General features: G+C 73.0%; 30 protein-coding genes. 11 read left to right on the forward strand and 19 right to left on the reverse strand.

The window, feature by feature from the left end; translation table 11 throughout:
• Together IE295_RS29340 and IE295_RS29345 are read right to left on the reverse strand one after the other, a co-directional pair.
• Nucleotides 1-451: biotin carboxylase N-terminal domain-containing protein (locus IE295_RS29340; RefSeq protein WP_308437411.1), on the reverse strand; the 451-nt coding region annotated here is incomplete at its 3' end.
• Between the two features lie 294 nt (nt 452-745).
• Nucleotides 746-1,504, reverse strand: coding sequence for an IclR family transcriptional regulator (locus IE295_RS29345; protein ID WP_190066802.1), 759 nt, complete (start codon nt 1,502-1,504; stop codon nt 746-748).
• 179 nt (nt 1,505-1,683) lie between these two features.
• Between IE295_RS29345 and IE295_RS29350 the strand changes: the two genes are divergently transcribed.
• Nucleotides 1,684-2,028 (forward strand): hypothetical protein, encoded by a 345-nt coding sequence (locus tag IE295_RS29350; protein ID WP_190066803.1) that lies wholly within the window; start codon nt 1,684-1,686, stop codon nt 2,026-2,028.
• Between the two features lie 43 nt (nt 2,029-2,071).
• Here the strand turns inward: IE295_RS29350 and IE295_RS29355 are convergent, their stop codons facing one another.
• The 5 genes from IE295_RS29355 to IE295_RS29370 form a co-directional block, all read right to left on the reverse strand.
• Nucleotides 2,072-2,680, reverse strand: coding sequence for a Maf family protein (locus IE295_RS29355; RefSeq protein WP_190066804.1), 609 nt, complete (start codon nt 2,678-2,680; stop codon nt 2,072-2,074).
• A gap of 29 nt (nt 2,681-2,709) precedes the next feature.
• Nucleotides 2,710-4,161 carry a peptidoglycan D,D-transpeptidase FtsI family protein gene (locus tag IE295_RS29360; protein WP_190066805.1) on the reverse strand — a complete coding sequence of 484 codons (1,452 nt, stop codon included), beginning with the start codon at nt 4,159-4,161 and terminating at the stop codon, nt 2,710-2,712.
• 99 nt (nt 4,162-4,260) lie between these two features.
• Nucleotides 4,261-4,389 carry a morphogenic membrane protein MmpB gene (gene mmpB, locus IE295_RS34210; protein ID WP_268255733.1) on the reverse strand — a complete coding sequence of 43 codons (129 nt, stop codon included), beginning with the start codon at nt 4,387-4,389 and terminating at the stop codon, nt 4,261-4,263.
• A gap of 80 nt (nt 4,390-4,469) precedes the next feature.
• Nucleotides 4,470-4,676, reverse strand: a complete 207-nt coding sequence (locus IE295_RS29365) for an acyl-CoA carboxylase epsilon subunit (protein WP_190066806.1) — start codon at nt 4,674-4,676, stop codon at nt 4,470-4,472.
• Nucleotides 4,677-4,756: 80 nt separating this feature from the next.
• Complete coding sequence (locus IE295_RS29370; RefSeq protein WP_190066807.1) at nt 4,757-6,355, reverse strand: acyl-CoA carboxylase subunit beta; 1,599 nt, start codon at nt 6,353-6,355, stop codon at nt 4,757-4,759.
• Nucleotides 6,356-6,502: 147 nt separating this feature from the next.
• Between IE295_RS29370 and IE295_RS29375 the strand changes: the two genes are divergently transcribed.
• From IE295_RS29375 to hutH, 5 genes are all read left to right on the forward strand, one after another.
• Nucleotides 6,503-7,354: a biotin--[acetyl-CoA-carboxylase] ligase gene (locus tag IE295_RS29375; protein ID WP_190066808.1), complete on the forward strand. Its 852-nt coding sequence runs from the start codon at nt 6,503-6,505 to the stop codon at nt 7,352-7,354.
• Between the two features lie 223 nt (nt 7,355-7,577).
• The gene (locus IE295_RS29380) at nt 7,578-8,720 is read left to right on the forward strand and encodes an adenylate/guanylate cyclase domain-containing protein (protein ID WP_190066809.1); all 1,143 of its coding nucleotides are present in this window, start codon (nt 7,578-7,580) and stop codon (nt 8,718-8,720) included.
• A 111-nt stretch (nt 8,721-8,831) separates the two neighbouring features.
• A complete protein-coding gene (locus IE295_RS29385) occupies nt 8,832-9,638 on the forward strand; it encodes an enoyl-CoA hydratase/isomerase family protein (RefSeq protein WP_190066810.1) in 807 nt (268 codons plus the stop codon).
• A gap of 120 nt (nt 9,639-9,758) precedes the next feature.
• Nucleotides 9,759-11,027, forward strand: coding sequence for a GGDEF domain-containing protein (locus IE295_RS29390; RefSeq protein ID WP_443732316.1), 1,269 nt, complete (start codon nt 9,759-9,761; stop codon nt 11,025-11,027).
• Nucleotides 11,028-11,346: 319 nt separating this feature from the next.
• A complete protein-coding gene (gene hutH, locus IE295_RS29395) occupies nt 11,347-12,885 on the forward strand; it encodes a histidine ammonia-lyase (RefSeq protein WP_190066909.1) in 1,539 nt (512 codons plus the stop codon).
• 147 nt (nt 12,886-13,032) lie between these two features.
• Here hutH and IE295_RS29400 read toward each other — a convergent pair whose 3' ends face one another.
• Nucleotides 13,033-13,302: a hypothetical protein gene (locus tag IE295_RS29400; protein WP_190066811.1), complete on the reverse strand. Its 270-nt coding sequence runs from the start codon at nt 13,300-13,302 to the stop codon at nt 13,033-13,035.
• 318 nt (nt 13,303-13,620) lie between these two features.
• On the opposite strand from IE295_RS29400, the gene IE295_RS29405 reads away from it, so the two are divergent.
• From IE295_RS29405 to IE295_RS29415, 3 genes are all read left to right on the forward strand, one after another.
• Nucleotides 13,621-14,898 carry a L,D-transpeptidase gene (locus tag IE295_RS29405; RefSeq protein ID WP_190066812.1) on the forward strand — a complete coding sequence of 426 codons (1,278 nt, stop codon included), beginning with the start codon at nt 13,621-13,623 and terminating at the stop codon, nt 14,896-14,898.
• Between the two features lie 440 nt (nt 14,899-15,338).
• A complete protein-coding gene (locus IE295_RS29410; RefSeq protein WP_190066813.1) occupies nt 15,339-15,608 on the forward strand; it encodes a hypothetical protein in 270 nt (89 codons plus the stop codon).
• Between the two features lie 118 nt (nt 15,609-15,726).
• The gene (locus tag IE295_RS29415) at nt 15,727-16,941 is read left to right on the forward strand and encodes a DUF2786 domain-containing protein (RefSeq protein ID WP_372479519.1); all 1,215 of its coding nucleotides are present in this window, start codon (nt 15,727-15,729) and stop codon (nt 16,939-16,941) included.
• A gap of 53 nt (nt 16,942-16,994) precedes the next feature.
• Here IE295_RS29415 and IE295_RS29420 read toward each other — a convergent pair whose 3' ends face one another.
• From IE295_RS29420 to IE295_RS29430, 3 genes are all read right to left on the reverse strand, one after another.
• Nucleotides 16,995-17,417 (reverse strand): acyl-CoA thioesterase, encoded by a 423-nt coding sequence (locus IE295_RS29420; protein WP_190066814.1) that lies wholly within the window; start codon nt 17,415-17,417, stop codon nt 16,995-16,997.
• A gap of 68 nt (nt 17,418-17,485) precedes the next feature.
• Nucleotides 17,486-18,781: a nucleotidyl transferase AbiEii/AbiGii toxin family protein gene (locus tag IE295_RS29425; protein WP_224323476.1), complete on the reverse strand. Its 1,296-nt coding sequence runs from the start codon at nt 18,779-18,781 to the stop codon at nt 17,486-17,488.
• Nucleotides 18,778-19,452 carry a hypothetical protein gene (locus IE295_RS29430; RefSeq protein ID WP_224323475.1) on the reverse strand — a complete coding sequence of 225 codons (675 nt, stop codon included), beginning with the start codon at nt 19,450-19,452 and terminating at the stop codon, nt 18,778-18,780. Before IE295_RS29430 ends, IE295_RS29425 begins: the two co-directional genes overlap by 4 nt.
• Nucleotides 19,453-19,633: 181 nt before the next feature.
• Between IE295_RS29430 and IE295_RS29435 the strand changes: the two genes are divergently transcribed.
• Nucleotides 19,634-19,753 carry a SapB/AmfS family lanthipeptide gene (locus IE295_RS29435; protein WP_190066815.1) on the forward strand — a complete coding sequence of 40 codons (120 nt, stop codon included), beginning with the start codon at nt 19,634-19,636 and terminating at the stop codon, nt 19,751-19,753.
• Between the two features lie 41 nt (nt 19,754-19,794).
• Here the strand turns inward: IE295_RS29435 and IE295_RS29440 are convergent, their stop codons facing one another.
• The 5 genes from IE295_RS29440 to IE295_RS29460 form a co-directional block, all read right to left on the reverse strand.
• On the reverse strand, nt 19,795-20,190 hold the full coding sequence (locus IE295_RS29440; protein WP_263453969.1) for a type II toxin-antitoxin system death-on-curing family toxin: 396 nt from the start codon (nt 20,188-20,190) through the stop codon (nt 19,795-19,797).
• Nucleotides 20,190-20,387, reverse strand: a complete 198-nt coding sequence (locus IE295_RS29445; protein ID WP_190066817.1) for a CopG family transcriptional regulator — start codon at nt 20,385-20,387, stop codon at nt 20,190-20,192. Before IE295_RS29445 ends, IE295_RS29440 begins: the two co-directional genes overlap by 1 nt.
• Before the next feature lie 81 nt (nt 20,388-20,468).
• Nucleotides 20,469-20,918, reverse strand: a complete 450-nt coding sequence (locus IE295_RS29450; RefSeq protein ID WP_190066818.1) for a hypothetical protein — start codon at nt 20,916-20,918, stop codon at nt 20,469-20,471.
• Nucleotides 20,911-21,579: a peptide-methionine (S)-S-oxide reductase MsrA gene (gene msrA / locus IE295_RS29455; RefSeq protein ID WP_190066819.1), complete on the reverse strand. Its 669-nt coding sequence runs from the start codon at nt 21,577-21,579 to the stop codon at nt 20,911-20,913. The genes IE295_RS29450 and msrA overlap by 8 nt, the downstream gene beginning before the upstream one ends.
• A gap of 64 nt (nt 21,580-21,643) precedes the next feature.
• On the reverse strand, nt 21,644-22,735 hold the full coding sequence (locus IE295_RS29460) for a hypothetical protein (RefSeq protein ID WP_190066820.1): 1,092 nt from the start codon (nt 22,733-22,735) through the stop codon (nt 21,644-21,646).
• A 123-nt stretch (nt 22,736-22,858) separates the two neighbouring features.
• Between IE295_RS29460 and IE295_RS29465 the strand changes: the two genes are divergently transcribed.
• On the forward strand, nt 22,859-24,004 hold the full coding sequence (locus IE295_RS29465; protein ID WP_190066821.1) for a cystathionine gamma-synthase: 1,146 nt from the start codon (nt 22,859-22,861) through the stop codon (nt 24,002-24,004).
• A gap of 49 nt (nt 24,005-24,053) precedes the next feature.
• Here IE295_RS29465 and IE295_RS29470 read toward each other — a convergent pair whose 3' ends face one another.
• The 3 genes from IE295_RS29470 to IE295_RS29480 are packed head-to-tail and all read right to left on the reverse strand — an operon-like array spanning nt 24,054 to nt 25,316.
• Entirely contained in the window at nt 24,054-24,305 is a 252-nt protein-coding gene (locus tag IE295_RS29470; RefSeq protein WP_190066822.1) for a hypothetical protein, read from the reverse strand.
• A gap of 58 nt (nt 24,306-24,363) precedes the next feature.
• Nucleotides 24,364-24,780 (reverse strand): sigma factor-like helix-turn-helix DNA-binding protein, encoded by a 417-nt coding sequence (locus tag IE295_RS29475; RefSeq protein WP_190066823.1) that lies wholly within the window; start codon nt 24,778-24,780, stop codon nt 24,364-24,366.
• A gap of 32 nt (nt 24,781-24,812) precedes the next feature.
• Complete coding sequence (locus tag IE295_RS29480; protein WP_190066824.1) at nt 24,813-25,316, reverse strand: MarR family winged helix-turn-helix transcriptional regulator; 504 nt, start codon at nt 25,314-25,316, stop codon at nt 24,813-24,815.
• Between the last annotated feature and the right edge of the window lie 187 nt (nt 25,317-25,503).

The raw sequence follows: 25,503 nt of genomic DNA on the forward strand, positions 1-25,503 counted from the left end.
CGTGCTCCTCGGCGAAGGCGACGACCTCCTCCGCCCCGGAGACCGGGTCGGGGGTGCCGGCGACCAGAGGCGCACCGGCCCGCTGGGCGATGTGCCTCGCTGCGACCTTGTCGCCGAGGTCGCGGATGGCCTGCGGGGGCGGGCCGATCCAGGTCAGACCGGCATCGAGGACGGCCTGGGCGAACTCGGCGTTCTCGGAGAGGAAGCCGTAGCCGGGGTGGACCGCGTCCGCTCCGGACTCGGCCGCCGCGGCGAGGACCTTGGCCATGTCCAGATAGCTGGTGGCGGGGGTCTCACCACCCAGCGCGTACGCCTCGTCGGCCGCCCGGACATGCAACGCGTCACGATCCGGATCGGCATAGACCGCCACACTGGCGATCCCCGCGTCCCGGCACGCACGAGCGACACGGACAGCGATTTCGCCACGATTGGCGATAAGCACCTTGCGCACGATGGCTCCCTCCTTGAAACAAGGTGAGTTTAGGTACTGGCGACACTCTGTGCCGACCCGACTTCCGGGGTGACCTTGCCCACACGGAGCGTGAAGGGGGAGCCGTTCCCGGGCCGAAGTCCCCAGGTCCTCCACGGTACGCCGGGGATTCCCGCGCACCGGTCGCCTGATGTTGTGGTCAAGGTCTCGGCGCGCACCCGGGAGCGGCGGCGCCGATTCTTTGTGGAGTCCCTACGAACGGGTGACACAAAGTTTGCGTGCCGTCCCGGGCGGTGAGCCCCCGTTCCCACAGATTTACCCGCCGGTAGGGCGGCTGATGTCGAAGGCCCGCTGGAACTTCGCGGCCTCCGCGGCCACCTGGCGGAGCGCCTCGGTCACCTGTCGCCCCCGGCGGTGGAAGTCGGCGAGCGGCAGTGCCGCCGACACCGCCGTGGGTGGCCCCGGTGAGGGAACGGGCACCGCCACACAGGCGACTCCGGGCGCACACTCCTCTATCTCCACCGCCGCACCTTCCTTTCGGACCCGCCGCAGTTGAACATCCAGCCGTTCCGGCGAGGTGATCGTGTGCGGGGTGAGGGCGGGCATGCCGGTCGTCGCCAGCTGCCGCATCCGGGCCGCCCGGGGCAGGGCCGCCAGCAGCACCTTGCCGTGGGCGGTGGCGTGCGGCGTGGTGTCCTGGCCGACGGTGAAGCCGCCGGTGGCGGGGTGGCCGGCGGCGGCGCCCGCGAGCACCGCGACGCCGCCGTCGCGGTAGGTGCTGAAGTACGTGTCCACGCCCGCCGCGCGGCGCGCTTCGGCCAGGAGTTCCTGCACCTCGTCGGCCAGGCGCATCTGCCGCTGGAAGGCACGGTGCAGCGACGGCAGCCGGTAGCCGAGGACGTAGCCGGAGGACGTACGGACCAGGTGGCCGCGCGCGGTGAGGGTGCCCAGCAGTTCGTACACCGTGGACAGCCCGCAGCCCAGCCGGCGGGCGAGCGCCTTGGCGGGCACGGGCCCGTCGGAGGCGGCGACGGCGTCCAGGAGGTCCAGGGCGCGGTCCAGGGACTGCGGCATGGCGGGGCGGGCTCCTTCGGCTGTGTGGGCGGTGCGAGCAGTACGAGTGGTACGAGTGGCGTGAGAGGGGCGGGCGGCGCACGGGCGTACCGTTCGCGAACTATGCCTGCCGGGCCGGAAATTCCCCCGGGCGGCTCAGCGCGTCGTGACCGAAATACCCTGACATCGTTGATGAAGTCATGATCAAGCGCATCGCTGCCGCTGCCGCCCTGGCCGGCGCCGCTCTGTCCGTGTCCTCCGCGGCCCCCGCCGTCGCCGCGCCGACGCCGGTCTCGCCGCCCCCGTCCTCGAACGCGGGCCCCGTCCACGTCACCGCGCCGGCGAAGGGGGCGCCGGCCAAGGCGAACCCGGGGAAGCCCGGCAAGCGGGGCCCGGCCAGGCCCCAGACGCCGGCGGGCGTCCCGGAGGCGCCGGACGCCATGCCTTCGCAGGACCAGAGCCTGCACCCCGGGCTCATCAAGGGGCTCGGCAAGCTCGGCCAGCTGAGGCAGGTCGGCGCGGCCACGAAGGCGCTGCCGCTCTGAGCGGAGCGACGGCGTGGGGCCTGGATAGGGGCCTGGGTGGGGACTAGGCCCAGAGGTCGGTGATGCCAGTCCCGAGCTCGGCGAGCAGCTCGCGGAGCAGGGGGAGCGACAGGCCGATGACGTTGCCGGGATCGCCGTCGATGCCCCGGACGAACGGCGCGGACCGGCCGTCGAGGGTGAAGGCGCCCGCGACGTGCAGCGGTTCGCCGGAGGCCACGTAGGCGGCGATCTCGGCGTCGGTCGGCTCGCCGAAGCGGACCGTCGTGGAGGCGGTCGCCGAGGCCCGGCGGCCGGTGGCGGTGTCGATGACGCAGTGTCCGGTGCGCAGGACGCCGGAGCGGCCGCGCATGGACTTCCAGCGCGCCGTGGCCTCCTCGGCGTCGGCGGGCTTGCCGAGCGCCTGGCCGTCCAGCTCCAGCACCGAGTCGCAGCCCACGACCAGCGCCCCGGCCGCCGCCTCCTGGCCGGCCACGGCCGCGGCCTTCGCCTCGGCCAGCACCAGCGCGAGGGCGGCGGGGGTCGGGGCGTCGATGGCGTCCTCGTCCACGCCGCTGACGATCACTTCGGGTGCCAGCCCGGCCTGGCGCAGCAGGCCGAGGCGGGCGGGGGACTGGGAGGCCAGGACGAGGCGGCGGCGGGTGCTGTCGGTCATGCGGGCCAGCCTACGGGCGCCGCGGGCGCTCACCTGCCGAGGACCGCCCGCATCACCTTCTGGGCGATGGGGCCGGCCAGCTTGCCGCCGGAGATCTCGTCGTCCGGCACGCTGTCGTCGGGCTCGACCATGACCGCGACGGCGACGGGGGAGCCGTCGGAGGCCTTGGCGTAGGAGATGAACCAGGCCAGGTTCTTCTGGCCCTCGCCGCGTTCGGCGGTGCCGGTCTTGCCGCCGACGGTGACGCCGTCGATGAGGGCGGCCTTGCCGGTGCCCTTGGTGGCGGTGTCCTCCATCATCCGCTGGATCTTCCGCGCGACCTCGGGCGAGACCGCCTGGGACATCTGCTCCGGCTTGTGCTTCTCGATCGTCGACAGGTCCGGGCCGCGCAGCTCCTCGACCATGTAGGGCTTCATCAGCTTGCCGTCGTTGGCGATGGCGGCGGTCATCATGGCGACCTGCAGCGGGGTGGCGGTCAGGCTGCCCTGGCCGATGCCGGCCATGGCGGTCTGGGACTTGTTGATGTCCTTGGGGAACGTGCTCTTGCTGGCCCGGACGGGGACGAAGTACTCCTGGTCGAACCCGAACTTCTCGGCCGTCGCGCGCAGCTTGTCCTTGCCGAGGTCGGAGGCGGCCTTGCCGTAGACGGTGTTGCAGGAGTTCTGCATGGCGACGTTGAGCGAGGCGTTCTTGCAGGGGGCGTTGGGGTTCTGGTTGGGCAGTCGCGTCACGGTGCCCGGCATGACCCACGGGTCGGGTGAGTCGGTGGCGGCGTCGACGTCGGTGTAGAGGCCGTTCTCCAGGGCCGCGGCAGCCGTCACGATCTTGAACGTGGAGCCGGGCGGGTAGGTCTCCCGCAGCGCCCGGTTGTTCATGGGCTTGTCCGGGTCCTTCTGCAGCGCGTCCCAGGCGGCCTGGTCCTTCTTGCCGCTCCCCGAGAAGACGGACGGGTCGTACGAGGGGGTGGAGGCGAGGGCGAGGATCCTGCCGGTGCGCGGGTCGAGGGCGACGACCGCGCCCTTCCGGTCGCCGAGCCCCTCGTACGCGGCCTTCTGCGCCTTGGGGTCGATGGTCGTCACCACGTCGCCGCCGCGCCGCTGCTTGCCCGTGATCATGTCGGTGGTGCGCTGCAGGAAGAGGCGGTCGTCGGTGCCGCTGAGCAGCTTGTTGTTGACGCCCTCGAGGTAGGAGCTGCCGTAGCTCTGCGAGGAGTAGCCGGTGACGGGGGCGTACATCTTGCCGTCGGTGAAGGTGCGCCGGTACTTCAGGTCGCCGTCGGTCGCCGCCGAGCCGGTGACGGGCTTGCCGCCGACGATGATGTCGCCGCGCGGCTGGGAGAAGCTCGCGATGGCGACGCGGCGGTTCTTCTCGTGGTTCGAGAGCTCGTCGGCGCGGACGAACTGCACCCAGGTCGCCCGGACCAGTAGTGAGAGCACGAGCGCGCCGGTGAGGACCGCTATGTGGCGTACGGGCTTGTTCATGGTGTGACTGACTCCCCGGTTCGCGGCATATCACTGGGCATGACGCGAATCGGGCGAATGCGGTTGCGGTCGGGGCAAACCTATGTGACTGCTGTGACCTCAGCGCGTTCCCAGCAGGAAGAACAGCACCACGACCCCCACGGCCAGCACGACGCCCGCCCTGCGGAGCATGGCCTGCGCCTCGCGCAGTTCCTCGGGCGGTTCATCGGACGGGTCTGACCAGAGCATGACCTCCATGCTCCGGCCGGAAAGGCCGTGGCGCCTGAGTACGCGTACTCAGGCGCCACGGGTGCGGTACGGGGAGGGGCTCAGGCGGGCCAGTAGGTGGTGCGCCAGGCGCGCGGGCCCGGGTGCGGCGCGCGGTGCGCCGCCGCGAGCCGGGCCGGACTCGACCACTCCGAGCGTGCGGGGGCAGCGGGCGCGACGGCGGCACCGGCCGCCGCGCGCGCCTGAACCACCGCCAGTGCGGCGGCCAGCTCCTCCGGGGTCGGATTGCCCCGTACGACCTTGATCACGTCAGCGTCCCTTCGTCGGTGACCGTTGCCTCGGGCTCGGGGCCGGGCGGGTCCCCGCCGGCCCCGTGGATTCCAGCGTCCTACAGCGGGATGTTGCCGTGCTTCTTGGGCGGCAGCACCTCGCGCTTCTCGCGCAGGGCGCGCAGCCCCCGCACGATCTGGCGGCGGGTCTCCGACGGCATGATCACCGCGTCGACGTAGCCGCGCTCGGCCGCGGCGTACGGGTTGAGCAGCGCGTCCTCGTAGTCGGCGATCAGCTTCGCCCGCAGCTCCTCCTGCTCCTGCGGCGTCTCCGCCGCCGCGAGCGAACGGCGGTGCAGGATGTTGACCGCGCCCTGGGCGCCCATGACCGCGATCTGGGCGGTCGGCCAGGCGAGGTTGAGGTCGGCGCCCAGGTGCTTGGAGCCCATGACGTCGTACGCGCCGCCGAACGCCTTGCGGGTGATCACCGTGATCAGCGGGACCGTGGCCTCCGCGTAGGCGTAGATCAGCTTGGCGCCGCGCCGGATGATGCCGTTGTACTCCTGGTCGGTGCCCGGCAGGAAGCCGGGCACGTCGACGAAGGTGAGCACGGGGACGTTGAAGGCGTCGCAGGTGCGCACGAAGCGGGCGGCCTTCTCGCTGGCGTTGATGTCCAGGCAGCCGGCGAACTGCATCGGCTGGTTGGCGACGATGCCCACCGGGTGGCCCTCGACGCGGCCGAAGCCCGTGATGATGTTCGGCGCGAACAGCGCCTGCGTCTCCAGGAACTCGCCCTCGTCCAGCACGTGCTCGATCGCCGTGTGCATGTCGTAGGGCTGGTTCGCCGAGTCCGGGATGAGCGTGTCCAGCTCGCGGTCGGTGTCCGAGACCTCCAGGTCGGCCTCCTCGGGGAAGGCCGGCGGCTCGGAGAGGTTGTTGGACGGCAGGTAGGACAGCAGCGCCTTGACGTAGTCGATGGCGTCCTTCTCGTCGCCCGCCATGTGGTGCGCCACGCCCGAGGTGGTGTTGTGCGTCCGGGCGCCGCCCAGCTCCTCGAAGCCGACGTCCTCGCCGGTGACCGTCTTGATGACGTCCGGGCCGGTGATGAACATGTGCGAGGTCTGGTCGACCATCACCGTGAAGTCGGTGATCGCCGGGGAGTAGACCGCACCGCCCGCGCAGGGGCCCACGATCAGGGAGATCTGGGGGATGACGCCGGAGCCGTGGACGTTTCGGCGGAAGATCTCGGCAAACAGGCCGAGGGCCACCACACCCTCCTGGATGCGGGCGCCGCCACCGTCGTTGATGCCGACGACCGGACAACCGGTCTTCAGGGCGAAGTCCATCACCTTGACGATCTTCTCGCCGTAGACCTCACCGAGCGAACCGCCGAAGATCGTGAAGTCCTGCGAGTAGACGCACACCGTGCGGCCGTCGACCGTGCCGTAACCGGTCACCACACCGTCCCCGTACGGACGGTTGGCGTCGATGCCGAAGTTGGTCGAGCGGTGCCGGGCGAACTCGTCGAGCTCGACGAACGAGCCCTCGTCCAGCAGCAGGTCGATCCGCTCGCGCGCCGTCAACTTGCCCTTGGCGTGCTGCTTCTCCACCGCCCGAGCGGAACCGGCGTGCGTCGCCTCCTCGATCCGGCGCTGCAGATCCGCGAGCTTGCCCGCGGTGGTGTGGATGTCGAATCCGTTGGCTTCTGGCTCGGACACGGGATGCGGCTCCTGCTCGTCCAGAGGGGTGGGACAGGCTGTGCTACCGGTTCGTAGGGTAGTCGCGCGGATGCGGTGCGGCAGTGCGTCGTTGGCCACATCGCGACCGTCCGGTTTCCACCCTCCCGGGCTCCTATGGTGGGCCTTATGACGCCCTCCGACGCCTCTGGCAACCGCTGGTCCGACCTCGACCGGCCCCCGCTGAACGCCGCCGCCCTGCGGCGCGGGCTCGTCCGCCCCGGCGGCCTGTGGACCTCCGTCGACGTGGTCCAGCGCACCGGGTCCACCAACACCGATCTCGTCGCCGCCGGCGGCGACGAGGGAGCGGTGCTCGTCGCCGAGGAACAGTCCGCGGGCCGCGGCCGGCTGGACCGCACCTGGAGCGCGCCCGCGCGCTCCGGGCTCTTCTTCTCCGTCCGCCTCACCCCCGGCCCCGGCGTGCCCGTCGAGCGCTGGGGCTGGCTGCCGCTGCTCGCCGGTGTCGCCACCGCCACCGCCCTCTCCCGGGCCGCCGACGTCGACACCGCCCTGAAGTGGCCCAACGACCTGCTGGTGACGGTCGAGGGCACCGAGCGCAAGACCGGCGGCATCCTCGCCGAGCGGGCCGGCGACAGCGTCGTCGTGGGCATCGGGCTGAACGTCTCGCTGCGCGCCGACGAGCTGCCGGTGCCCGCCGCCGGGTCGCTCGCGCTGGCCGGGGCCAAGGTGCTCGACCGGGATCCGCTGCTGCGGGCCGTGCTGCGCTCGCTGGAGCAGTGGTACGAGGGGTGGCGCGCGGCGGGCGGCGACCCGGTCGGCTGCCGCCTGCAGGAGGCGTACACCGCCGGCTGCGCCACCCTCGGCCGGTCCGTACGGGCCGAACTGCCCGGCGGCCGGGAGCTCGTCGGCGAGGCCGTGGCCGTCGACGGCGACGGGCGGCTGGTGCTGGCGACGGAGGACGGGGTGCAGGAGCCGGTGGGCGCGGGCGACATCGTTCATCTGCGGCCGGCCGGGGCGTAGACCAGGAGGTAGCCGGGAGGGGTGCGATCCGGACTGGTTCGGGGCATTTTGTGTGCCGGTCCGGACGTAAAGAGACGTAAAGGAGTGCCGTAGAGGTCGTAAAGAGTGAGCGCCGTGCCGTCGGGAGAGTGAGCTACGGCACACCTGACGTATCGTTGTGCGCGGAACCTAGGCGAGCAGCGATCGGCAGGGCAGTGCGCACGGATCGGACAGGGGGCGGGCGGTGACCGCCGACGAAGGGGGTACCTCCCGTGCCGGCAAGGCCATGGGAGAGGAGAGTGCCGCGCGCGAGGCCGCCGAGGAGGACTACGGCGACGACGGCGGCGAGGAGGCCGGCGACCCCCTCGCGCTCCGGCTGGAGTCGCTGATCCTGGGCGCCGAGCGGCGCTACACCCCCTTCCAGGCCGCCCGCGCGGCCGGCGTCTCCATGGACCTGGCCGCCCGCTTCTGGCGCGCCATGGGCTTCGCCGACATCGGCCAGGCCAGGGCGCTGACCGAGGCGGACGTCCTGGCGCTGCGGCGGCTGGCGGGCCTGGTGGAGGCGGGGCTGCTGAGCGAGCCCATGGCCGTGCAGGTCGCCCGGTCCACCGGGCAGACCACCGCCCGGCTCGCCGACTGGCAGATCGACTCCTTCCTGGAGGGCCTGACCGAGCCTCAGGAGGGCATGAGCCGCACCGAGATCACCTACCCGCTGGTCGAGCTGCTGCTGCCCGAGCTGGAGGAGTTCCTCATCTACGTCTGGCGGCGGCAGCTCGCCGCCGCCACCGGCCGCGTCGTCCAGGCGGCCGACGACGTCGAGATGGTCGACCGGCGGCTCGCCGTCGGCTTCGCGGACCTCGTCGGCTTCACCCGGCTCACGCGGCGCCTGGAGGAGGAGGAGCTCGGCGAACTGGTCGAGGCCTTCGAGACCACGGCCGCCGACCTGGTGGCCGCGCACGGCGGACGGCTGATCAAGACGCTGGGCGACGAGGTGCTGTTCGCCGCCGACGACGCCGGCACGGCCGCCGAGATCGGGCTGCGGCTGATCGAGACCCTCACGCACGACGAGACCATGCCGGAGCTGCGGGTCGGGATCGCCTTCGGCACGGTCACGACGCGGATGGGCGACGTCTTCGGCACCACCGTCAATCTCGCGAGCCGGCTGACGTCGATAGCGCCGAAGGACGCCGTGCTCGTCGACGGCGCCCTCGCGGAGGAGCTCGCGCGCAGCGGCGACGCCCCCAAGTCGGAGGCGGAGGTCGCGGCGGCCGAACAGGCCGGCGAGGAGCACGGTACGTACCGCTTCGCCCTGCAGCCGATGTGGCAGCGGCCGGTGCGCGGGCTGGGCGTCGTGGAGCCGTGGCTGCTGACGCGGCGGAGCGGCTGACGCGGAGCGGCTGGTGCCGAAGGCCTGCTGAGACCTTCCGGGCGGGGCGTGCGGCTGCGATGATCGCCTGCGGCAGTTCACGATCGTTCACTTTTCGCCGGAGGTCGTCGTATGAGCACGGGTGAGCAGCGGTTCGGGGAGTGGGTCGCCGTTCGTCGCCACGAGGACGGTCACGTGGCCGAGCTCGTGCTGGACCGGCCCAAGGCCATGAACGCCGTGTCCACCGAGATGGGCCGGTGCATCGCGGACGCCACCTCCGCGCTGGCGGCGGATCGCGAGGTGCGGGCCGTCGTCCTCACCTCCACCCACGAGCGCGCCTTCTGCGTGGGGGCCGATCTGAAGGAGCGCAACTCCTTCACCGACGCCGACCTCGGGCGGCAGCGCCCGTACACGCGCGCCGCCTACACCGGCGTCCTCGAACTGCCCGTGCCGGCCATCGCCGCCGTGCACGGCTTCGCCCTGGGCGGCGGATTCGAGCTGGCCCTGTCCTGTGATGTGATCGTCGCGGACGCGACGGCCGTGGTCGGACTGCCCGAGGTGTCGGTCGGTGTGATCCCCGGCGGCGGCGGCACCCAGCTGTTGCCGCGCCGGGTGGGCGCCGCGCGGGCGGCCGAGCTGATCTTCAGCGCGCGGCGGGTGGAGGCCGCCGAGGCCGGGGAGTTGGGGCTGGTTGACCTGGTCGTCGAGGCCGGGCGCGACCGCGAGGAAGCCCTAGCCCTCGCCGCGCGGATCGCCGCCAACTCGCCCGTCGGGCTGCGGGCGGCCAAGCGGGCGCTGCGGCTCGGGCACGGGCTGGACCTGCGGGCCGGGCTCGAGGTCGAGGACGCCGCCTGGCGGACCGTGGCCTTCTCCGGCGACCGGGCGGAGGGCGTGGCCGCCTTCAACGAGAAGCGGAAGCCGAACTGGCCCGGGGAGTGACGCGGGGGCCGGGCCCAGCCCGGCCCGGCCCCGGGTTCGGGCGCTGACAAAGCGGAATGAGCCCAACGTTCTTACGCTGGAGTGCAGGATCTGCGCACGGTGGCTGAATGTGAGGCTCGGGTGGTGGGTGACGGGGAGCGCGACGACCGCGACGCCCGCCTGCGGGCCGTGGTGGAGCTGGCGCAGGCCATGGCGTCGACGGTGGAGCTGACGGAGGCCGTGGAGGTCGCCGCGGAGTGCGCGCGGCATGCGCTGGGCGGGGCGTTCGCGGCGGTGTCGGTCTGGGAGCGCGAGCGGGGCCGCCTGCGCGTGCTGGTCAACGCCGGGGACCGGGTCGAGGGGGAGGAGCGCTTCCCCGCCGACGAGTCCTATCCGGTCAACGACTACCCCGAGATCACCGAGTTCCTGCACGGCATGGGGGCACCTCCCAGCGGTAGCTGGGGGAGGGTGTGCGGACAGCCCCAGGCCTGGGTGGAGACCGCCGACGGGGGTGGCGGGGAGGGGCCGGACGGGGCTGCCGGGGCCGCCGCCGGGGCCTTCGCCGGGAGTGCCGCCGGGACCTTTGCCGGGGCCGCCTACCGCCATCAGCGCGTCTCCGATCTGCGGCGGCGCGGGCGGGGGTGCTGCGTGGTCGCGCCGATCGTCCTGCACGGGCGCGCCTGGGGCGAGCTGTACGTGGCGCGCCGGGTCGGGGCGCCCGTGTTCGGGCGTACGGACGCGGACTTCGCGACCGTACTGGCGGCGGTGACGGCCTCCGGGATCGCGCAGACCGAGCGGCTGGAGGAGGTGCGCCGGCTCGCCTTCACCGACCCCCTGACCGGGCTGGCCAACCGCCGCGCCGTCGATGCCCGGCTGGACGAGGCCGTGGAGTCGCACCTGGCGGACGGCGTCGTCGTGAGCCTGGTCGTCTGCGACCTCAACGGGCTCAAGACCGTCAACGACACGCTGGGGCACGCCGTGGGCGACCGGCTGCTGGAACGTTTCGGGTCGGTGCTCTCGGTGTGCGGGGCGCAGCTACCGGGCGCCTTGGCGGCGCGGCTGGGCGGGGACGAGTTCTGCCTGCTGACGGTGGGTCCGGCGGCGGACGAGGTGGTGCGGGTGGCCGACGAACTGTGTCGCCGGGCGGGCGAGTTGGAGCTCGGCGAGGGGGTGGCGTGCGGGGTGGCCTCCACGGGGGATCCGATCGGCGACGTGCGGTCGGCGCGGCGGCTGTTCCGGCTGGCGGACGCCGCGCAGTACCGGGCGAAGGCGGCGCGGTCGGCGAAGCCGGTGGTGGCGGGGCGGGACGGGGGACTGGAGGACCCGGTGGTGCGGATGGCGGACCGGCCGCCGACGCCGGTTCCCGGGGGCGGGGTGGAGCGGCGGCGGTTCCGGGGGCGGCGGGGGTAGGGGGCCCGCGTGTGTCTGTCCGTGCGTCCGTCTGGCCTGGGTGCGGGGCCGGGGCGGGACGGACCGGGCCCTTCTGGGGCTGGATTATTTACGGCCCCCCTCTTGCGTCGCGGGAGCCCGGAACGTCGCCGCAAACAACCCTTACGCCCCTGCCAGGGCCCGGCCCGTCCCACCCCGGCCCCTCCTGTCCGGCTTGCGGGTGATGGCCGGCGGTGCGCTCTTGTTTCTCCGGGTAGGGCTTCGTGGCTCGTCGGCGTTGTGTTTGAAAGAGGGGTAGTGACAGTTCGCGATTCAGTCCCTAGGGTGCCTGAATATGGATATGCACACTGTGGTGGTGGGGACGCACGGAACGACCGCTGAGGACGTGATCTCCGTAGCGCGCGGAGCCGCGCGCGTGGTCGTCTCCGAGGAAGCGCTGGCCGCCGTCGCCGCCTCGCGGCAGGTGATCGACGACCTGGCCGCCAAGCCCGACCCGGTCTACGGCGTGTCGACGGGATTCGGCGCCCTCGCCGTCCGTCACATCAGCCCTGACCTGCGCGCTCAGCTGCAGCGCAACATCGTCCGCTCGCACGCCGCCGGCATGGGCCCGCGCGTCGAGCGCGAGGTGGTGCGGGCGCTGATGTTCCTGCGGCTGAAGACGCTGGCCTCCGGGCACACCGGCGTACGGCCGCTGGTCGTCGAGACCATGGCCGCCATCCTCAACGCGGGCATCACCCCCGTGGTGCACGAGTACGGGTCGCTGGGGTGTTCGGGCGACCTCGCACCGCTGTCGCACTGTGCGCTGACCCTCATGGGCGAGGGCGACGCCGAGGGCCCCGACGGTGTCGTGCGGCCCGCGGCCCAGCTGCTCGCCGAGCACCGCATCGAGCCCGTGGAGCTGCGGGAGAAGGAGGGGCTCGCCCTCCTCAACGGCACCGACGGCATGCTCGGCATGCTGGCCATGGCCTGCGCCGACCTGGCGCGCCTGATCACGTCCGCCGACATCACCGCCGCGCTCTCGCTCGAGGCGCTGCTGGGTTCCGAGAAGGTCCTCGCGCCGGAGCTGCACGCCATCCGCCCGCACCCCGGCCAGGGCGCCAGCGCCGCCAACATGCTCGCGGTCCTGAAGGGTTCGGGACTCACCGGACACCACCAGGACGACGCGCCGCGCGTGCAGGACGCGTACTCGATCCGCTGCGCACCGCAGGTCGCGGGCGCCGGGCGGGACACGCTCGCCCATGCCCGGCTGGTGGCGGACCGGGAGCTGGCCGCCGCGGTGGACAACCCCGTCGTGCTGCCCGACGGTCGCGTGGAGTCCAACGGCAACTTCCACGGCGCCCCGGTCGCCTACGTCCTCGACTTCCTGGCGATCGCCGCCGCCGACCTGGCGTCCATCGCCGAGCGGCGCACCGACCGGCTGCTCGACAAGAACCGTTCGCACGGCCTGCCGCCGTTCCTTGCCGGGGACGCGGGCGTGGACTCCGGGCTGATGATCGCCCAGTACACGCAGGCCGCGCTCGTCAGCGAGATGAAGCGGCTCGCCGTGCCCGCCTCGGTCGACTCGATCCCCTCCTCCGCCATGCAGGAGGACCACGTCTCCATGGGCTGGTCGGCGGCGCGCAAGCTGCGCACGGCCGTCCAGGCGCTGGGCAGCGTCGTCGCGGTGGAGCTCGTCGCGGCCACGCGGGCGATCGAGCTGCGGGAGGGCCTGGAGCCGGGTCCGGCGGCGAAGGCCGTCATCGCCGCCGTGCGTGCGGCCGGCGTGGAGGGCCCGGGCGGGGACCGCTTCCTCGCCCCGGACCTGGCGGCCGCCGAGGTCTTCGTCCGGGCCGGCGGCCTCGTCGAGGCCGCCGAGACCGTGACCGGGCCCCTGGCCTGAACCCCCGGCGGCTAACGGGCCCGGCGGCGTGTCCAACGGGCCCGTTGGCATGTCCAATGGGCCTGGTCGCCGTGTCCAACGGGCCTGGTGGGCGCGTCCAGCCGGTCCTTGGCCCGGCCTTTACGGGCCCCTGACCCCAGGTCGTGTCTAGCGAGCCGCTGTGCGTGATCTGCGCACAGCGGCCGTGACCATTGCGCCGCCGGCCGCGACGAACGCGATGCCACCGAAGAGGTACGGCGTGGTGTCCACGCTGCCGCTGTCCGCGAGGGCCAGCCCTGCCGTGTGCGGGGCGGCGCTCGCGGGCTGTCGCTGCGCCTGGCGGTGCTCGGGCGTCGCGTTGGCGCTCGGTACGAACCACATCGCGCTCAGCAGCGTGCCGGCGGCGATCGCGGTGAGCAGCGGGCGGCGGGTGGTCACGGGATGAATCCCCCTTGCGGCGATGGAGATTGGGGGTCGTGGAGCTTCGGTGAGTCCCGACTGACACGATGTTAGTGATACCGGCGGCCCAGGGGGAAGTCGCGGTGCGGGACGGTGCCCTGAGCGCACGTACGGCCTTTGTCAAGACCCCGGTTGCCGCTGTTGCTCCTGGAGGGGATTTACTGGGGTGGTCTTCCCCACAATCCCTCGCGGCGTGGAACGGACCGGGGGGCGCAGGCGTTCCCTAAGTAGTAGCCGGGATACGTGTAGCCCTACGAGCCCCACGGTCGGCTCGGGGGATTCCGGGGTCCAGGAGCAATGGAGAAGCGTGTGATGACGTACGGCAAGCGCCGCAAGGGCCTCGTGGCCGCGGCCGCTGTGCTCGGTGGTGTACTGACTCTGGCCGCCTGCGGTGGGGACGACGACGCCAAGAGCGGCGGCGGCAGCGACGGCAAGGGCAAGTCGCAGGGTCAGGTCGACGCCGCGGCCGCCAAGGATGCCTCCAAGGCGCACATCAAGATCACGCCCAAGGGTGGCACCACCAACGCCGGCATCACGTCGGACGCCGTCAACGTCACCGTCAGTGACGGTGAGCTCATCAGTGTCAAGATGACGACGGACAAGGGCACCCCCGTCGAGGGTTCAATATCTTCGGACAAGAAGACCTGGAAGCCGAACAAGCAGCTCGAGCGTTCGACGAAGTACAAGGTCGTCGCCGAGGCCAAGGACGACAAGGGCCGCAAGGCCGCGGAGAACTCCGCCTTCTCCACCGTCTCGCCCACCAACAGCTTCATCGGCTCCTTCACCCCGGAGGACGGCTCGACCGTCGGCGCCGGCATGCCGGTCTCGATCAACTTCGACAAGGCGATCAAGGACCGCAAGGCCGTCCAGTCGCACCTGGAGGTCACCTCCAGCAGCGGCCAGAAGGTCGTCGGTCACTGGTTCAACGACCAGCGCCTGGACTTCCGTCCGCAGGACTACTGGAAGTCCGGTTCCCAGGTCACGCTGAAGATGGACCTCGACGGCGTCGAGGGCGCCCCGGGCATCAAGGGCGTCCAGAAGAAGACCATCAACTTCAAGATCGGTCACTCCCAGGTCTCCACGGTCGACGCCAAGACCCACCAGATGACGGTGGTGCGGGACGGCAAGGTCATCAAGACCATCCCGATCTCGGCCGGCAGCCCGTCGAGCCCGACGTACAACGGCAAGATGGTGATCTCCGAGAAGTTCGTGGAGACCCGGATGGACGGCGCCACCGTCGGCTTCTCCAAGGCCGACGGCAAGGGCGAGTACGACATCAAGGACGTGCCGCACGCCATGCGCCTGTCCACGTCCGGCACGTTCATCCACGGCAACTACTGGGGCAGCGGCGTCTTCGGCGTCGCCAACACCAGCCACGGCTGCGTGGGCCTGGAGGACAAGCAGGGCGCCAACGACCCGAACACCTCGGGTGCCTGGTTCTACACCAACTCGCTCATCGGTGACGTGGTCGAGGTCAAGAACTCCGACGACAAGACCATCGCCCCGGACAACGGCCTCAACGGCTGGAACATGGACTGGGCGAAGTGGGTCGCCGGGAGCGCCACCGGTTCCTGACCCCCGCTGAGCGTCTCGTGCGTTCCTGAAGGGCCCGTCCCGCGGAATCCTCCGCGGGACGGGCCCTTCCTTTCCGGCGATCGCCGGCCCGGACACTCCAGGCCATCGCTTGCCCACGGGCGGTGGGGGTGTCTACGGTCGGGGTCCGGGCGCGACACGCCCACCGGAAGAACCCGGAGGGGCACGGCGGCATGAACGACACGGCAGTCGGCGGGGGAGGCGGTCAGCTCGGCCCCCCTGCGCCGCTTCGCCGGGCAGTGGGCGGTCTACGTCGCCATCGAACGGCACCCCGACCGGGCCGCCCGCCTGCGCGAGCTCGAGGCGAAGGCCGCCGGATCCCGCGACCTCGAGGACGTCCGGAGGTTCACCGCCGAGATCGGGCGCATCTACGACGCCGCGTGCCGGGAAGCGGGCATCGAGCGGCAGGACGACGACGTCCTGTGAGCGACGAGGACGTGTGGCGGTGGGAGTACGACCCTGACGCGGAGCACGTCGTCCGGGGACTGGCCCCGCACGTCGTGGCGGAAGTCGAGCGGCTGGCGGGCGAGCTCGTGACCCTTGCCGACGTCGGAGAGGGCGCGCGCCGGGGCGTGCCCGGCGGGGTGCGCCGCATCCCGCTGCTGGCCGACGGCTGGTTCTACGCCCTGCCGCTTCCCCGCGCCCGGCTGGTGGCCGTCCTGCGGGTCGTACCCCCTTTCGCGGAGATGTGACCTCGCCGCACCGTGATGGCGAGGCCCCCCTCCGGCAGGAGGAGGGCTCCGGGGCGTGCCGGAAGGCGTGCGGGAAAATGGAGTCTCCCGCTCCCCCGAAGGAAGAGAGCCCGCCGCCGTGCAGAGCAATGAGCCGCCCCTGGAGACCGTCTCCGCCGCCCTGCGCGGCCTGCGGGCGGTGCGCGGGGACGCGCTCGAGGACGCGGTGTACGCCGCCGCCTCCGTCGTCGCCGCCGCGCCGGCCGGGTGGGAGGCCGTCAGCGGGGCCGTGCTGCGGGTGGGCTCGGGGATCCTGCGGCGGTGCTGGGAGTACGGATGGCAGCCGGCCGACGTCGTCCGGCTCGTACGCCGCGAACTGGACGGCCACGGGACGCGGTTCGCCGTCGACGTCATCGCCGCCGAGGCGCGCCGCTACGCGCCGGAGACGCTCGGCGCGCGGTGGGCCGCCCAGCTGCGGGACCTCGAGGCGCGCGAGTGGTGGCAGGGGGACGACGCGTTCCTCGAGGGGTTCGCGCGGCGCGAGCGGCTGAGCCGGTTCGAGACGGCGGCGTGCGCGCTCGGCACGCTGCGGCTGATCGACGCCCTGCCGAGGATCGGCGCGGTGGGCTCGCTGCCGGGCACCGCGCACATACGCCCCGGGACGGCGGCCGCCGCGCCCCGGATGCTCGGGCGCATCCGCGCGCTGCTGGCCAAGGCGGAGTCGACGCAGTTCCCCGAGGAGGCGGAGGCCCTCTCCGCCAAGGCGCAGGAGCTCATGGCGCGGCACTCGATCGACGAGGCGCTGCTGGCCGTCGAGGGCGGCGCCCCCGCCGAGGGGCCCGGGGCCTGCCGGATCGGGATCGAGGGGCCGTACGAGTCCGCCAAGGCGCTGCTGCTGGACGCCGTGGCGGCCGCCAACCACTGCCAGGCCGTGTGGTCGTCCGAGTACGGCTTCTCCACGGTCGTCGGCTTCGACGCGGACCTGGAGCTGGTGGAGCTGCTCTACACCTCGCTGCTGGTCCAGGCCACCACGGCCATGCGGCGCGCCGCCGACGACCACCACGCCCGCGGCCGCTCCCGCCGCACGCGCGACTTCCGCGAGTCCTTCCTGATCGCCTACGCGGGCCGCGTGGGCGACCGGCTCTCGGCGGCCGTGCGGGAGGTCGCCGCCGAGGAGGCGCGCCCCCAGGTGCTGCCCGTGCTGGCCGCGCGGGACGTGGCGGTGGGGGAGACGGCCGGGCGGCTGTTCCCCGAGACCACCTCGCACCGGCTCAAGGGCCGGGACGCGGAGGGCTGGGAGCAGGGCCGCCGGGCCGCGGACGAGGCACGGATCTCACGCCGCAAGGGCGCCTGACGCCGTCCCGGCGGCTCGCCGGGGAGGCCCGGCCGGGGGCCTCCCCGGGGGCCTCAGAGGCCGAGCACGTCCATGTCGGCCGCAAGGGCCCGGAAGTGCTCGGCCGGGTCGCTCACCAGCCGGCGCGTCTGCAGGTCCAGCAGCCCGCCCACGCTGGTGACGTCGGCGGCCGGCGTCCCGTCGGCCTTCGTCAGCCGCTGCTCCACCCGGAACGTCTTCCCGCCCTCCCAGGAGAACGCGCAGCTCACCCGCACCTCGTCGCCCGCCCGCAGCTCCCGGTGGAACCGCATGTTCGTCTCCAGGTTCACCGGCCCCACCCCCTTCTCCAGCAGCGTGCTCTGCCGGACCCCGGCCGCTTCCAGGAACGCCCAGCGGGCGTGTTCGGCGTACTGCATGTAGACGCTGGTGTTCAGGTGGCCCTGGGAGTCGGTCTCGTAGCCACGGACGGTGACGCTGACGCTGAAGGGATCGCTCATGGCCCCTCCAACCACGGCGGGAGGGTGGCGCATTCCCGCTGGTGGGACGGGGTGCGTTCCCGTGTGGGTCAGGAGCGGCCGCCTTCGGCCGCCTCCAGGCGGGTGGCCGTCTCGTGGGGGCCGCCGGGCCATCCGCCCGGGTACTTGGGGTTGTCGCGGCCGAAGCGGGTGTCGCGGAAGGACGCGAGCACGTCGGCGGCGTCGTGCGGGGTGTGTTCCGCGCGGCCGAGGAGTTCGCGTACGGCCACGAGCGCCTCCACGACGGGCACGCTCCGGCAGGCGAACCACTCCTCCACGGCCTTCATGCCGCCCGCCTCGTGTTCGTCGCGCAGCGTCCGCGTCAGGTCCGCGAAGGCGGCGGCCAGCTGTGCGTACGGCCTGTGTTCGGCGGGGGCGAAGGTGGGGGCGATGGCGATGGCCAGGCGGGTCAGGTAGCCGGTGGCGGTGTCGTCGAGCGGGGGGCGGTCCTTGCGGTACTCGTCCCAGTCGGCCTCGGTGGCCTGGGAGAGGATCCAGCCGAGGTCGCAGGGCTCGCCCTCGGCCAGGAGCACCCGGTTCAGCAGCTCGTACGACAGCCGCGTGCCCGGGTCCTCGGCGAGGAGCACCGCGTCGTAGAGGTCCTTGGCCTCGGGGTGATGGTCCGTCACCAGCCAGAGGACCTTCCACGCGAGCGACAGCTCGGGGCTCGCCGTCATCAGGGCCGTGCCCTCGCCCGGCACGGCGGGGGCGGGCAGGGTCTCGTTGAAGACGAAGTCCAGCTGGACCGTGCCCGCCGGTATGCCCTCGGCCTCCGCCGACCAGGGCAGCACGAGGCGGCGGCCCGGCACCCGGTCGTACGTCCAGATCTCGTCGCTCACCGCGCCGGCCGCGTCGATGCGCACCGGCCCGCCCGCGGTCGCCGCCTCGGCGGCGCGGGCGATGTCGTCGAGCATCGCGTCGGTGCGCTCGTCGTCGAGCTCCCAGGAGTCGGGCACGACCACGAAGTCCAGGTCGCCGGGCTCGCGGGCCGCGTCCCCGTACCAGGCCCTGAGCAGCATGCTGCCGCGCAGCACCAGGTGCCCGGCCCACCCGGACCCGGCCACCGCCGCCAGCACGTGGTCCAGGGCCCGGCGCCGGGCCGCGTACCAGGCCTCGCCCCTGCCCTCGTCCGCGAACTGCGGCTCGCTCAGCCGCATGCCCATCCTGCGGTGGTTGACCGCCGGGTCGTACGCCGCGCGCTGCAGCACGCCGTCGCCGGCCACCGGGCGCAGCGTCCGCGGCAGGTCCCGCCTCGCGCGCGTCTCCTCGTCCGGCGGCGTCTGCGGCACGACCGCGTCGTCGTCCCACGGCCCGTAGTCGAACCGCTCCCACGGTGTCGCCGTCATCTCCCCGTACCCTCCTCGTCGATCCACCCCGCGTCGAGCGACTCGTCGCTGTCGTGCACGACGAACTCCCGCTCGACGGACACGATCTCATCGCCGCGCGCTTGCAGCGCCGCCACCAGCCCCTCCAGCCGCGCCCGCGCCGTACGGTCGCCGACCAGCCGGCACCGCTGGGTGACGAACCGTTCGGCACGGCCGTCCGCGCGGACGCGGCGGGCGTTGCGCGAGAGGTGCGCGGCGTGGCGGGAGACGACGTCCGCGAGCGCGACGGTGTCCGCGCCGGGCGCGAGGAGCAGCTTGAGGTGGTGCTCGAAGTAGTAGCGCCCCCCGAGCACCACGGCCTCCTCGTCGGTGCCCGGCACCCCCTCGGCCCACGGGGTCGACTCGATCTTCGTCCGTACGACGCCGAACCCGGCCTCCCGCAGGCCGTGAGCGGCCTCCTCGACCGTCCCCCGCATCCCGTCCAGCCCCCCGCGCCCGCGCAGGGTCAGCATCGGCTGGCTCGGCGTCCGCCCCCGCTCGAGCACGATGTGCGTGAACTTCACGCCGCGCGCCGCCGCGTACGCCTCGAGGGCGGCCACGCCGGCGGGGTCGTCGGCACGGACGGTCAGGTGCGCCTCGAAGTCGCCACTGAAAGAGGTGGGGGAGGTGGAGGAGGGGATGGTCGGTATCACCGGCAGATGATCTCAGGCCGCCGGCACGCCTCCGTCGGCACGTCTCCGCCGGCCGGCGCCGGGGCGCGGGCGAGTGCGTCAGGCGCCGCTGCCACGCGCCTGTGGGGGCGCTGCCGGCCGGTGGCACCATCGGAAGGGCGGCCTCACGGAAGGGCAGCCTCTCGGAAGGGGATGACGACGGATGGTGCTCCTCGACCTGCAGGCCATGAAGCCTGAGGAGAACGACGACGCCCGGCAGGCCTTCGGCCACAGCGTGGACAACAGCGGCGTCAGCATCCTGCTCTGCCACGACGACGACTGACGACGCCATGGGGGCACCCGTGCGGTGCCCCGCTGCGCCCCTCACCGCATCGCGTCGGGCTCCAGCAACGCCTTGAGACCCTGCGCTATCTCCTCCACGTCACGCATCCGCCCTGTCGTCACGGCGAGGACCAAGCGTTCCGCGGCGTCGATCTCCGGGCGCAGCTGGACCCCGTGCATCGCGAGAAACGTGACGCACGACAGCCAGGCCGTGCGCTTGTTGCCGTCGATCAGCGGGTGGTTGATCGACAGGGCCTGGAGCAGCGCGGCTCCCTTGCCGGTCAGGTCCGGGTACACCTCGTGCCCGTACATCTCGGCAGCCGGCCGGTGCACAGCGGACTCCAGCTGTCCCGTGTCGCGGAGCACGACAGGCGTGTCATCGGCGCAGGCATACCCGGCGACAGTCAGGGCGTCCTCGGGGGTCAGGTAGGCGGGCATCACTTGAGCCGGTCCATGAGCTCGCGCCACTTCTCCGCCTGCTCCTGCGCCGTCTGACGCACCATCGCCCGGTGGGCCGCGCCGAGGTACTCGTCGACAGCGAGCAGCACGACGTCGTGCACCTCGAGCCCCTCCCGCTTCGCACAACGCCGGAGCGCGTCCACCTGATCGCCCCGAAGGCTCACATTCATGCTCATGCCGGAACCTTACGGAGCGAAGCGCTGCTCCAGTACTGCTTATTCCGCGAGCACCTGGCAGGGCGCATCGTTCGGCCCCGCTTACGCAGGTGCCGCCCACTCGTAGACGTAGCGGTTGGCGGGGCGGTCGAAGGTGACCGGGACCGCGTGGGGCGGCAGGTCGAATTCCTGTTCCGTCCATTGGAGAAGGGCCGCTGCCAGGCCCTCCGGTTGGTAGTCCGTCTCCGGGAGCTGGACGCGGTGGATCGTGATGAGGGTGTGCGGGCCCGGTGAGGCGGCGGTGAGGGCTGGGGTGGCCAGGGTCAGGCCGTGGTGGAGCCAGGTCGCTTCGGCGGGGGTCAGGCGCTTGCCTTCGCGGTCCGTGGGGGGATGGGTCAGGACGGGGCCGGCGTCGAGCCAGACCCCGTCCGTGACCTGCTCACCGCGAGCCGGCGGCCCGGGCGTCGCCGTCGCCGAGGCCGTCAGCTCGATCCAGATGCCCCACGGGCCCCGAAGCAGCCGGTAGCGGGTCGTACGCGGCCCCTCAGGCATCCGGAGACGGCGCCTGGGCCACGCCGATCGGGCAGCTCACGCCCGTTCCGCCGATGCCGCAGTAGCCGGCGGGGTTCTTCGCCAAGTACTGCTGGTGGTACGGCTCGGCATGGAAAAGGGGGCCCGCCGGGAGGATTTCCGTGGTGATGGGGCCGTAGCCGTTGGCGTCCAGGACCGGCTGGTAGGCGTCGCGGGAGGATTCGGCGGTCTTCTGCTGGGCGGGGGAGTGGGTGTAGACCGCCGAGCGGTACTGGGTGCCGTGGTCGTTGCCCTGGCGGTGGCCCTGGGTGGGGTCGTGGGACTCCCAGAAGAGCTTGAGCAGGGACGCGTAGGAGATCACCGAGGGGTCGAAGACGACGCGGACGACCTCCGTGTGGCCGGTGCGGCCGCTGCAGACCTCTTCGTAGGAGGGGTGGGGGGTGTGGCCGCCCTGGTAGCCGACGAGGGTGGTCCAGACGCCCTCGGCCTGCCAGAAGATCCGCTCGGCGCCCCAGAAGCAGCCCAGGCCGAAGTCCGCGACGTCCAGGCCCTCGGGGTAGGGGGCTGCCAGCGGCGTGCCCAGGACGGTGTGGCGGTCCTGGAGCGGGAACTGCGGGGCCGGGCGGCCCGGCAGGGCTTCGTCGGGGGTGGGGAGGCGGGTCTCGCGGCGGCCGAACAGCATGGTGGTCTCCAACGTCGGTCCAACGGGGCGGGCGGCGGGCGTCACCGGCTACAACGGCGCCCGCTCACGCGGAATTCCGGCCGGACTCCCAGCCGGCGACGGCCACCGCGCGGTACGAGGCGTACGCCGCGACGGGATCCGGCTCGTACGTCCACGGGATCGCGCCGATGTGGCCGTCGATCTTGCGGAACTGCTCGAGGGCCTCGCCGTAGCGTTCGGCGCGCACCAGGAACCAGGCCAGCAGGTGGCGGACGTGCGGCAGCACCGGGTGGTCGTCGGGGGCGTGCGTGACGGCGTACTGCGCGGCCTCGATGGCGTCGCGGATCACCGCGCTCCGGAACAGGCTCCGCACCAGCTGCACGTCGGGCAGGTGGTCGTGGACGGCGAACAGCGGCAGCGCGGGCAGCAGGCTGCCCTGCGGCGCGCTCGCCGCGGCCCGCCGGGCGAAGGCCTCGGCCTTCTCCTGGGAGCCGTGCCACTTGGAGCTCCAGTAGCGCAGGGCCGCCAGGTGCGCCCCCATGTGCTGCGGGGCGCGGGCCGCGACGGCCTCCCAGGCGGACTGGAACTCCGCCTCGCTCGCGCCGAGCCCGCGTGCCACGCCCAGGCCGATGATCGCGGGCACCACGTCGCCGGGCGCCAGCCGCTCCGCCTCGGCGCAGACCGTACGGGCCTCCTCGAGGATCATCCGGAAGTCCTGGGAGGAGGGGTCGCGCAGCGCCTGCTGGACCAGGAACTCGGCCTGCACCATCGCGCCGCCCGCGTCCTCGGGCGCCACCACGCGCCAGTGGCGCAGCCACATCCCGCCCGTGCCGGGGGTCGCGGCAAGCTCGTGGACCGCCGCCCCGGCCAGGGTCTGCACCCGCTGCCAGCGCAGCTCGGCCGCGGTCGTGGCGTCGGTGCGGCGCAGGAGGTCGGCGGCGGGCTTCCAGTCCTGGGTGCGGCGGGCCTCGTCCACGGCGGCCAGCAGGTCCGGGTCGGGGCCGGGCAGGCGCAGGTCCAGCTGCCCGGGCGGTACGAAGCCGTGCGCGCCGAGCGGGTCCACGGCCGGCCCGGCGCCCGCCGCGGCCGCCTGTCCGGCGCGCCGGCGGCGCAGCGCGGGCATCACCACGAGGCCGCACAGCAGCGTGACGGCGAGCAGGATGAAGAGGAACTCCATGATTGTCCTGAATGCTGGGAACGAAGGCCGACGAGGGTACAACGCGACAAACCGGCGGATCGTTCATCCGCACGTTACAAGTGAACAGGAGCGTTCTGGGCTACGGGCACTACTCTCGGATGGATGAGCGACCAGCACAGCTTCGAGACCCTCGCCATTCACGCCGGGCAGGAGGCGGACCCGCTGACCGGGGCCGTCGTGCCGCCCATCTACCAAGTCTCCACCTACAAGCAGGACGGTGTCGGCGGGCTGCGCGGCGGCTACGAGTACAGCCGCAGTGGCAATCCCACGCGCACCGCCCTGGAAGAGAACCTGGCGGCCCTCGAGGGCGGCGTCCGGGGCCTGGCCTTCGCGTCGGGTCTGGCGGCCGAGGACTGCCTGCTGCGCACGCTGCTCGCGCCCGGTGACCACGTGGTGATCCCGAACGACGCCTACGGCGGTACGTTCCGTCTCTTCGCCAAGGTCGTCGGCCGCTGGGGCGTGGAGTGGTCGGTGGCCGACACCTCCGACCCGGCCGCCGTGCGCGCCGCGATCCGTCCGCAGACCAAGGCGGTCTGGGTCGAGACCCCGTCGAACCCGCTGCTCGGCATCACCGACATCGCCGCCGTCGCGGGCGTGGCCCACGAGGCCGGCGCCAAGCTGGTCGTGGACAACACCTTCGCCAGCCCCTACCTCCAGCAGCCGCTGGCGCTGGGCGCGGACGTCGTCGTGCACTCCACCACCAAGTACATGGGCGGTCACTCGGACGTCGTCGGCGGCGCGCTGATCACCTCCGACGCCGGCCTCGGCGAGGAACTGGCCTACCACCAGAACGCGATGGGTGCCGTCGCCGGCCCCTTCGACTCCTGGCTGACGCTGCGCGGCATCAAGACCCTGGCCGTGCGCATGGACCGGCACACCGCCAACGCCGAGCGCGTGGTGGAGCTGCTGGTCGCGCACCCGAAGGTGACGCAGGTGTACTACCCGGGCCTGCCCGAGCACCCGCTGCACGAGGTGGCCGCCAAGCAGATGCGCGCCTTCGGCGGCATGGTGTCCTTCCGCGTCGCGGGCGGCGAGGAGGCGGCGGTCGAGGTCTGCAACCGCGCCAAGCTGTTCACGCTGGGTGAGTCCCTGGGCGGCGTCGAGTCGCTCATCGAGCACCCGGGCCGCATGACGCACGCCTCGGTGGCCGGCTCCCAGCTGGAGGTCCCGGCGGACCTGGTGCGCGCCTCGGTGGGCATCGAGTCGGCGGACGACCTGCTGGCCGACCTCACGCAGGCGCTGGGCTAGCCGTAACGCGCACGGGGAGCCCGGCTCCCCGGCGCCGCTGCGGGAGTCCTCATCCGTCCCGCGGCGGCGGGGCCTGCCACGCCGGCCGGGCCGACCACGGCTCGGCGGTCGCGGCCCAGACGCCGAAGGCCACCGCCGCCGCCAGGAGCAGCGCCCACCCCGCCGCCCGCAGCGCCCTGCGGCGCCGCAGCAGCCGCCGCCCGCGTTCGGCGGCCCGTACGGCGAGGTCCGTGGGGACCTGTGCGCGCGGGCCGTCCAGCAGGTGGCGGAGCCGGGTCTCCCGGCGGTCCTGGCCGCTCATGGCGGCGCGGCGCCGGTCGTGGCGGCGGGGCCGGGGCGCACCACGCGGTCGCGGCCGGTCATGGCAGCGCGGCCGCGGCCCGGGCGCAGACGGCTCGTACGCGCCGTACGGACAGTCCCAGCCGGGCCGCGATCTGTTCTTCGGGCACGTCCTCGTACAGCCGCAGTACGAGCACGAGGCGTTCGCGGGGCGGGAAGGCGCCGAGCGGTCCGCCGGGGGCGGGGCGGCGGCGCCAGGCCGTGCGGGCGTAGCGGTGCGCGAGCTCCTGGCGGGCGCGGTCGTACGGGTCCTCGCCGCGGAGGGTGTCCCAGGCGGCGTACGTACGGGCCAGGGCGGCGGTCAGGAGGTGCTCGGCGGCCGCCCGCTCGCCGGTCAGCAGCCGCGCGGCGTGCAGCAGCCTGCCGCCCGCACCCGCGACGAACGCCTCGAACTCCCGGGCCCGGCGGCGTTCCCGGGCGGACTGCCGCTCACGCACCCCTCCAGGACAGGGCAGGCCGTGCGGCCGGGTCAAGAGGCCGGCGGCACCTGGGGGGCCTGGGTGAAGTGGATCTCGGAGAGCGCGGCGTTGAAGCGGGTCAGCAGGTTGCAGAAGATCTCGCGCTCGTCCTCCGCCCAGCCCTCCGTCACCAGCGCCATCAGCTCGCGCCGCGAGGCGCGCACCTCCTCCAGGCGGGCCTTGCCGCGCGGCGAGAGCTGCAGGACGACGGCGCGGCCGTCCTCGGGGTGCGAGGTGCGCTTGACCAGGCCGGTGTCCACCAGCGGCGCGACCTGGCGGGTGACGGTCGAGGAGTCGATCCCCATGCCGGCCGCGAGCGCCTTGACGCCCATCGGGCCTTCCTGGTCGAGCCGGTTGAGCAGCAGGTAGGCGGCGCGGTCCATGGAGTTGTGGACCCGGCCGACGCCGCCGAGCCGGGTCTGCTCGGCACGGCGGGCGAAGACGGCAACCTGGTGCTGGAGGGCGTCGAGGACGCCGGGGGCGAGGTCGGTCGTCATGTCCTGAGGGGTGGGCATGGCTGGGACTCACTTCGTACGACGGCAGGGAATGGGCGGGGAACTGCTGAGAATGGGGGACAGAGTACGCGGCCCGGCGCCCGTTCGTACCAGTGCTCGGCAAACCGGTCGGTATGCCGGTATCCGGCGCCGGCGGTCCGCCGTACCCGTGCGACGCCCCGTGCGACGCCGCCGAGGTGTCGCCGCG

This window comes from Streptomyces griseocarneus, assembly GCF_014655595.1.
Classification (GTDB): domain Bacteria; phylum Actinomycetota; class Actinomycetes; order Streptomycetales; family Streptomycetaceae; genus Streptomyces; species Streptomyces griseocarneus.

Excerpts from the sequence above, each read along its gene's own strand:
- IE295_RS29345 (WP_190066802.1), bottom strand. The coding sequence starts at position 1,504 with ATGCCGCAGTCCCTGGACCGCGCCCTGGACCTCCTGGACGCCGTCGCC.
- IE295_RS29350 (WP_190066803.1), top strand. The coding sequence starts at position 1,684 with ATGATCAAGCGCATCGCTGCCGCTGCCGCCCTGGCCGGCGCCGCTCTG.
- IE295_RS29355 (WP_190066804.1), bottom strand. The coding sequence starts at position 2,680 with ATGACCGACAGCACCCGCCGCCGCCTCGTCCTGGCCTCCCAGTCCCCC.
- IE295_RS29360 (WP_190066805.1), bottom strand. The coding sequence starts at position 4,161 with ATGAACAAGCCCGTACGCCACATAGCGGTCCTCACCGGCGCGCTCGTG.
- mmpB (WP_268255733.1), bottom strand. The coding sequence starts at position 4,389 with ATGCTCTGGTCAGACCCGTCCGATGAACCGCCCGAGGAACTGCGCGAG.
- IE295_RS29375 (WP_190066808.1), top strand. The coding sequence starts at position 6,503 with ATGACGCCCTCCGACGCCTCTGGCAACCGCTGGTCCGACCTCGACCGG.
- IE295_RS29385 (WP_190066810.1), top strand. The coding sequence starts at position 8,832 with ATGAGCACGGGTGAGCAGCGGTTCGGGGAGTGGGTCGCCGTTCGTCGC.
- hutH (WP_190066909.1), top strand. The coding sequence starts at position 11,347 with ATGCACACTGTGGTGGTGGGGACGCACGGAACGACCGCTGAGGACGTG.
- IE295_RS29405 (WP_190066812.1), top strand. The coding sequence starts at position 13,621 with ATGGAGAAGCGTGTGATGACGTACGGCAAGCGCCGCAAGGGCCTCGTG.
- IE295_RS29420 (WP_190066814.1), bottom strand. The coding sequence starts at position 17,417 with ATGAGCGATCCCTTCAGCGTCAGCGTCACCGTCCGTGGCTACGAGACC.
- IE295_RS29425 (WP_224323476.1), bottom strand. The coding sequence starts at position 18,781 with ATGACGGCGACACCGTGGGAGCGGTTCGACTACGGGCCGTGGGACGAC.
- IE295_RS29435 (WP_190066815.1), top strand. The coding sequence starts at position 19,634 with ATGGTGCTCCTCGACCTGCAGGCCATGAAGCCTGAGGAGAACGACGAC.
- IE295_RS29440 (WP_263453969.1), bottom strand. The coding sequence starts at position 20,190 with ATGCCCGCCTACCTGACCCCCGAGGACGCCCTGACTGTCGCCGGGTAT.
- IE295_RS29445 (WP_190066817.1), bottom strand. The coding sequence starts at position 20,387 with ATGAGCATGAATGTGAGCCTTCGGGGCGATCAGGTGGACGCGCTCCGG.
- IE295_RS29450 (WP_190066818.1), bottom strand. The coding sequence starts at position 20,918 with ATGCCTGAGGGGCCGCGTACGACCCGCTACCGGCTGCTTCGGGGCCCG.
- msrA (WP_190066819.1), bottom strand. The coding sequence starts at position 21,579 with ATGCTGTTCGGCCGCCGCGAGACCCGCCTCCCCACCCCCGACGAAGCC.
- IE295_RS29460 (WP_190066820.1), bottom strand. The coding sequence starts at position 22,735 with ATGGAGTTCCTCTTCATCCTGCTCGCCGTCACGCTGCTGTGCGGCCTC.
- IE295_RS29465 (WP_190066821.1), top strand. The coding sequence starts at position 22,859 with ATGAGCGACCAGCACAGCTTCGAGACCCTCGCCATTCACGCCGGGCAG.
- IE295_RS29470 (WP_190066822.1), bottom strand. The coding sequence starts at position 24,305 with ATGAGCGGCCAGGACCGCCGGGAGACCCGGCTCCGCCACCTGCTGGAC.
- IE295_RS29480 (WP_190066824.1), bottom strand. The coding sequence starts at position 25,316 with ATGCCCACCCCTCAGGACATGACGACCGACCTCGCCCCCGGCGTCCTC.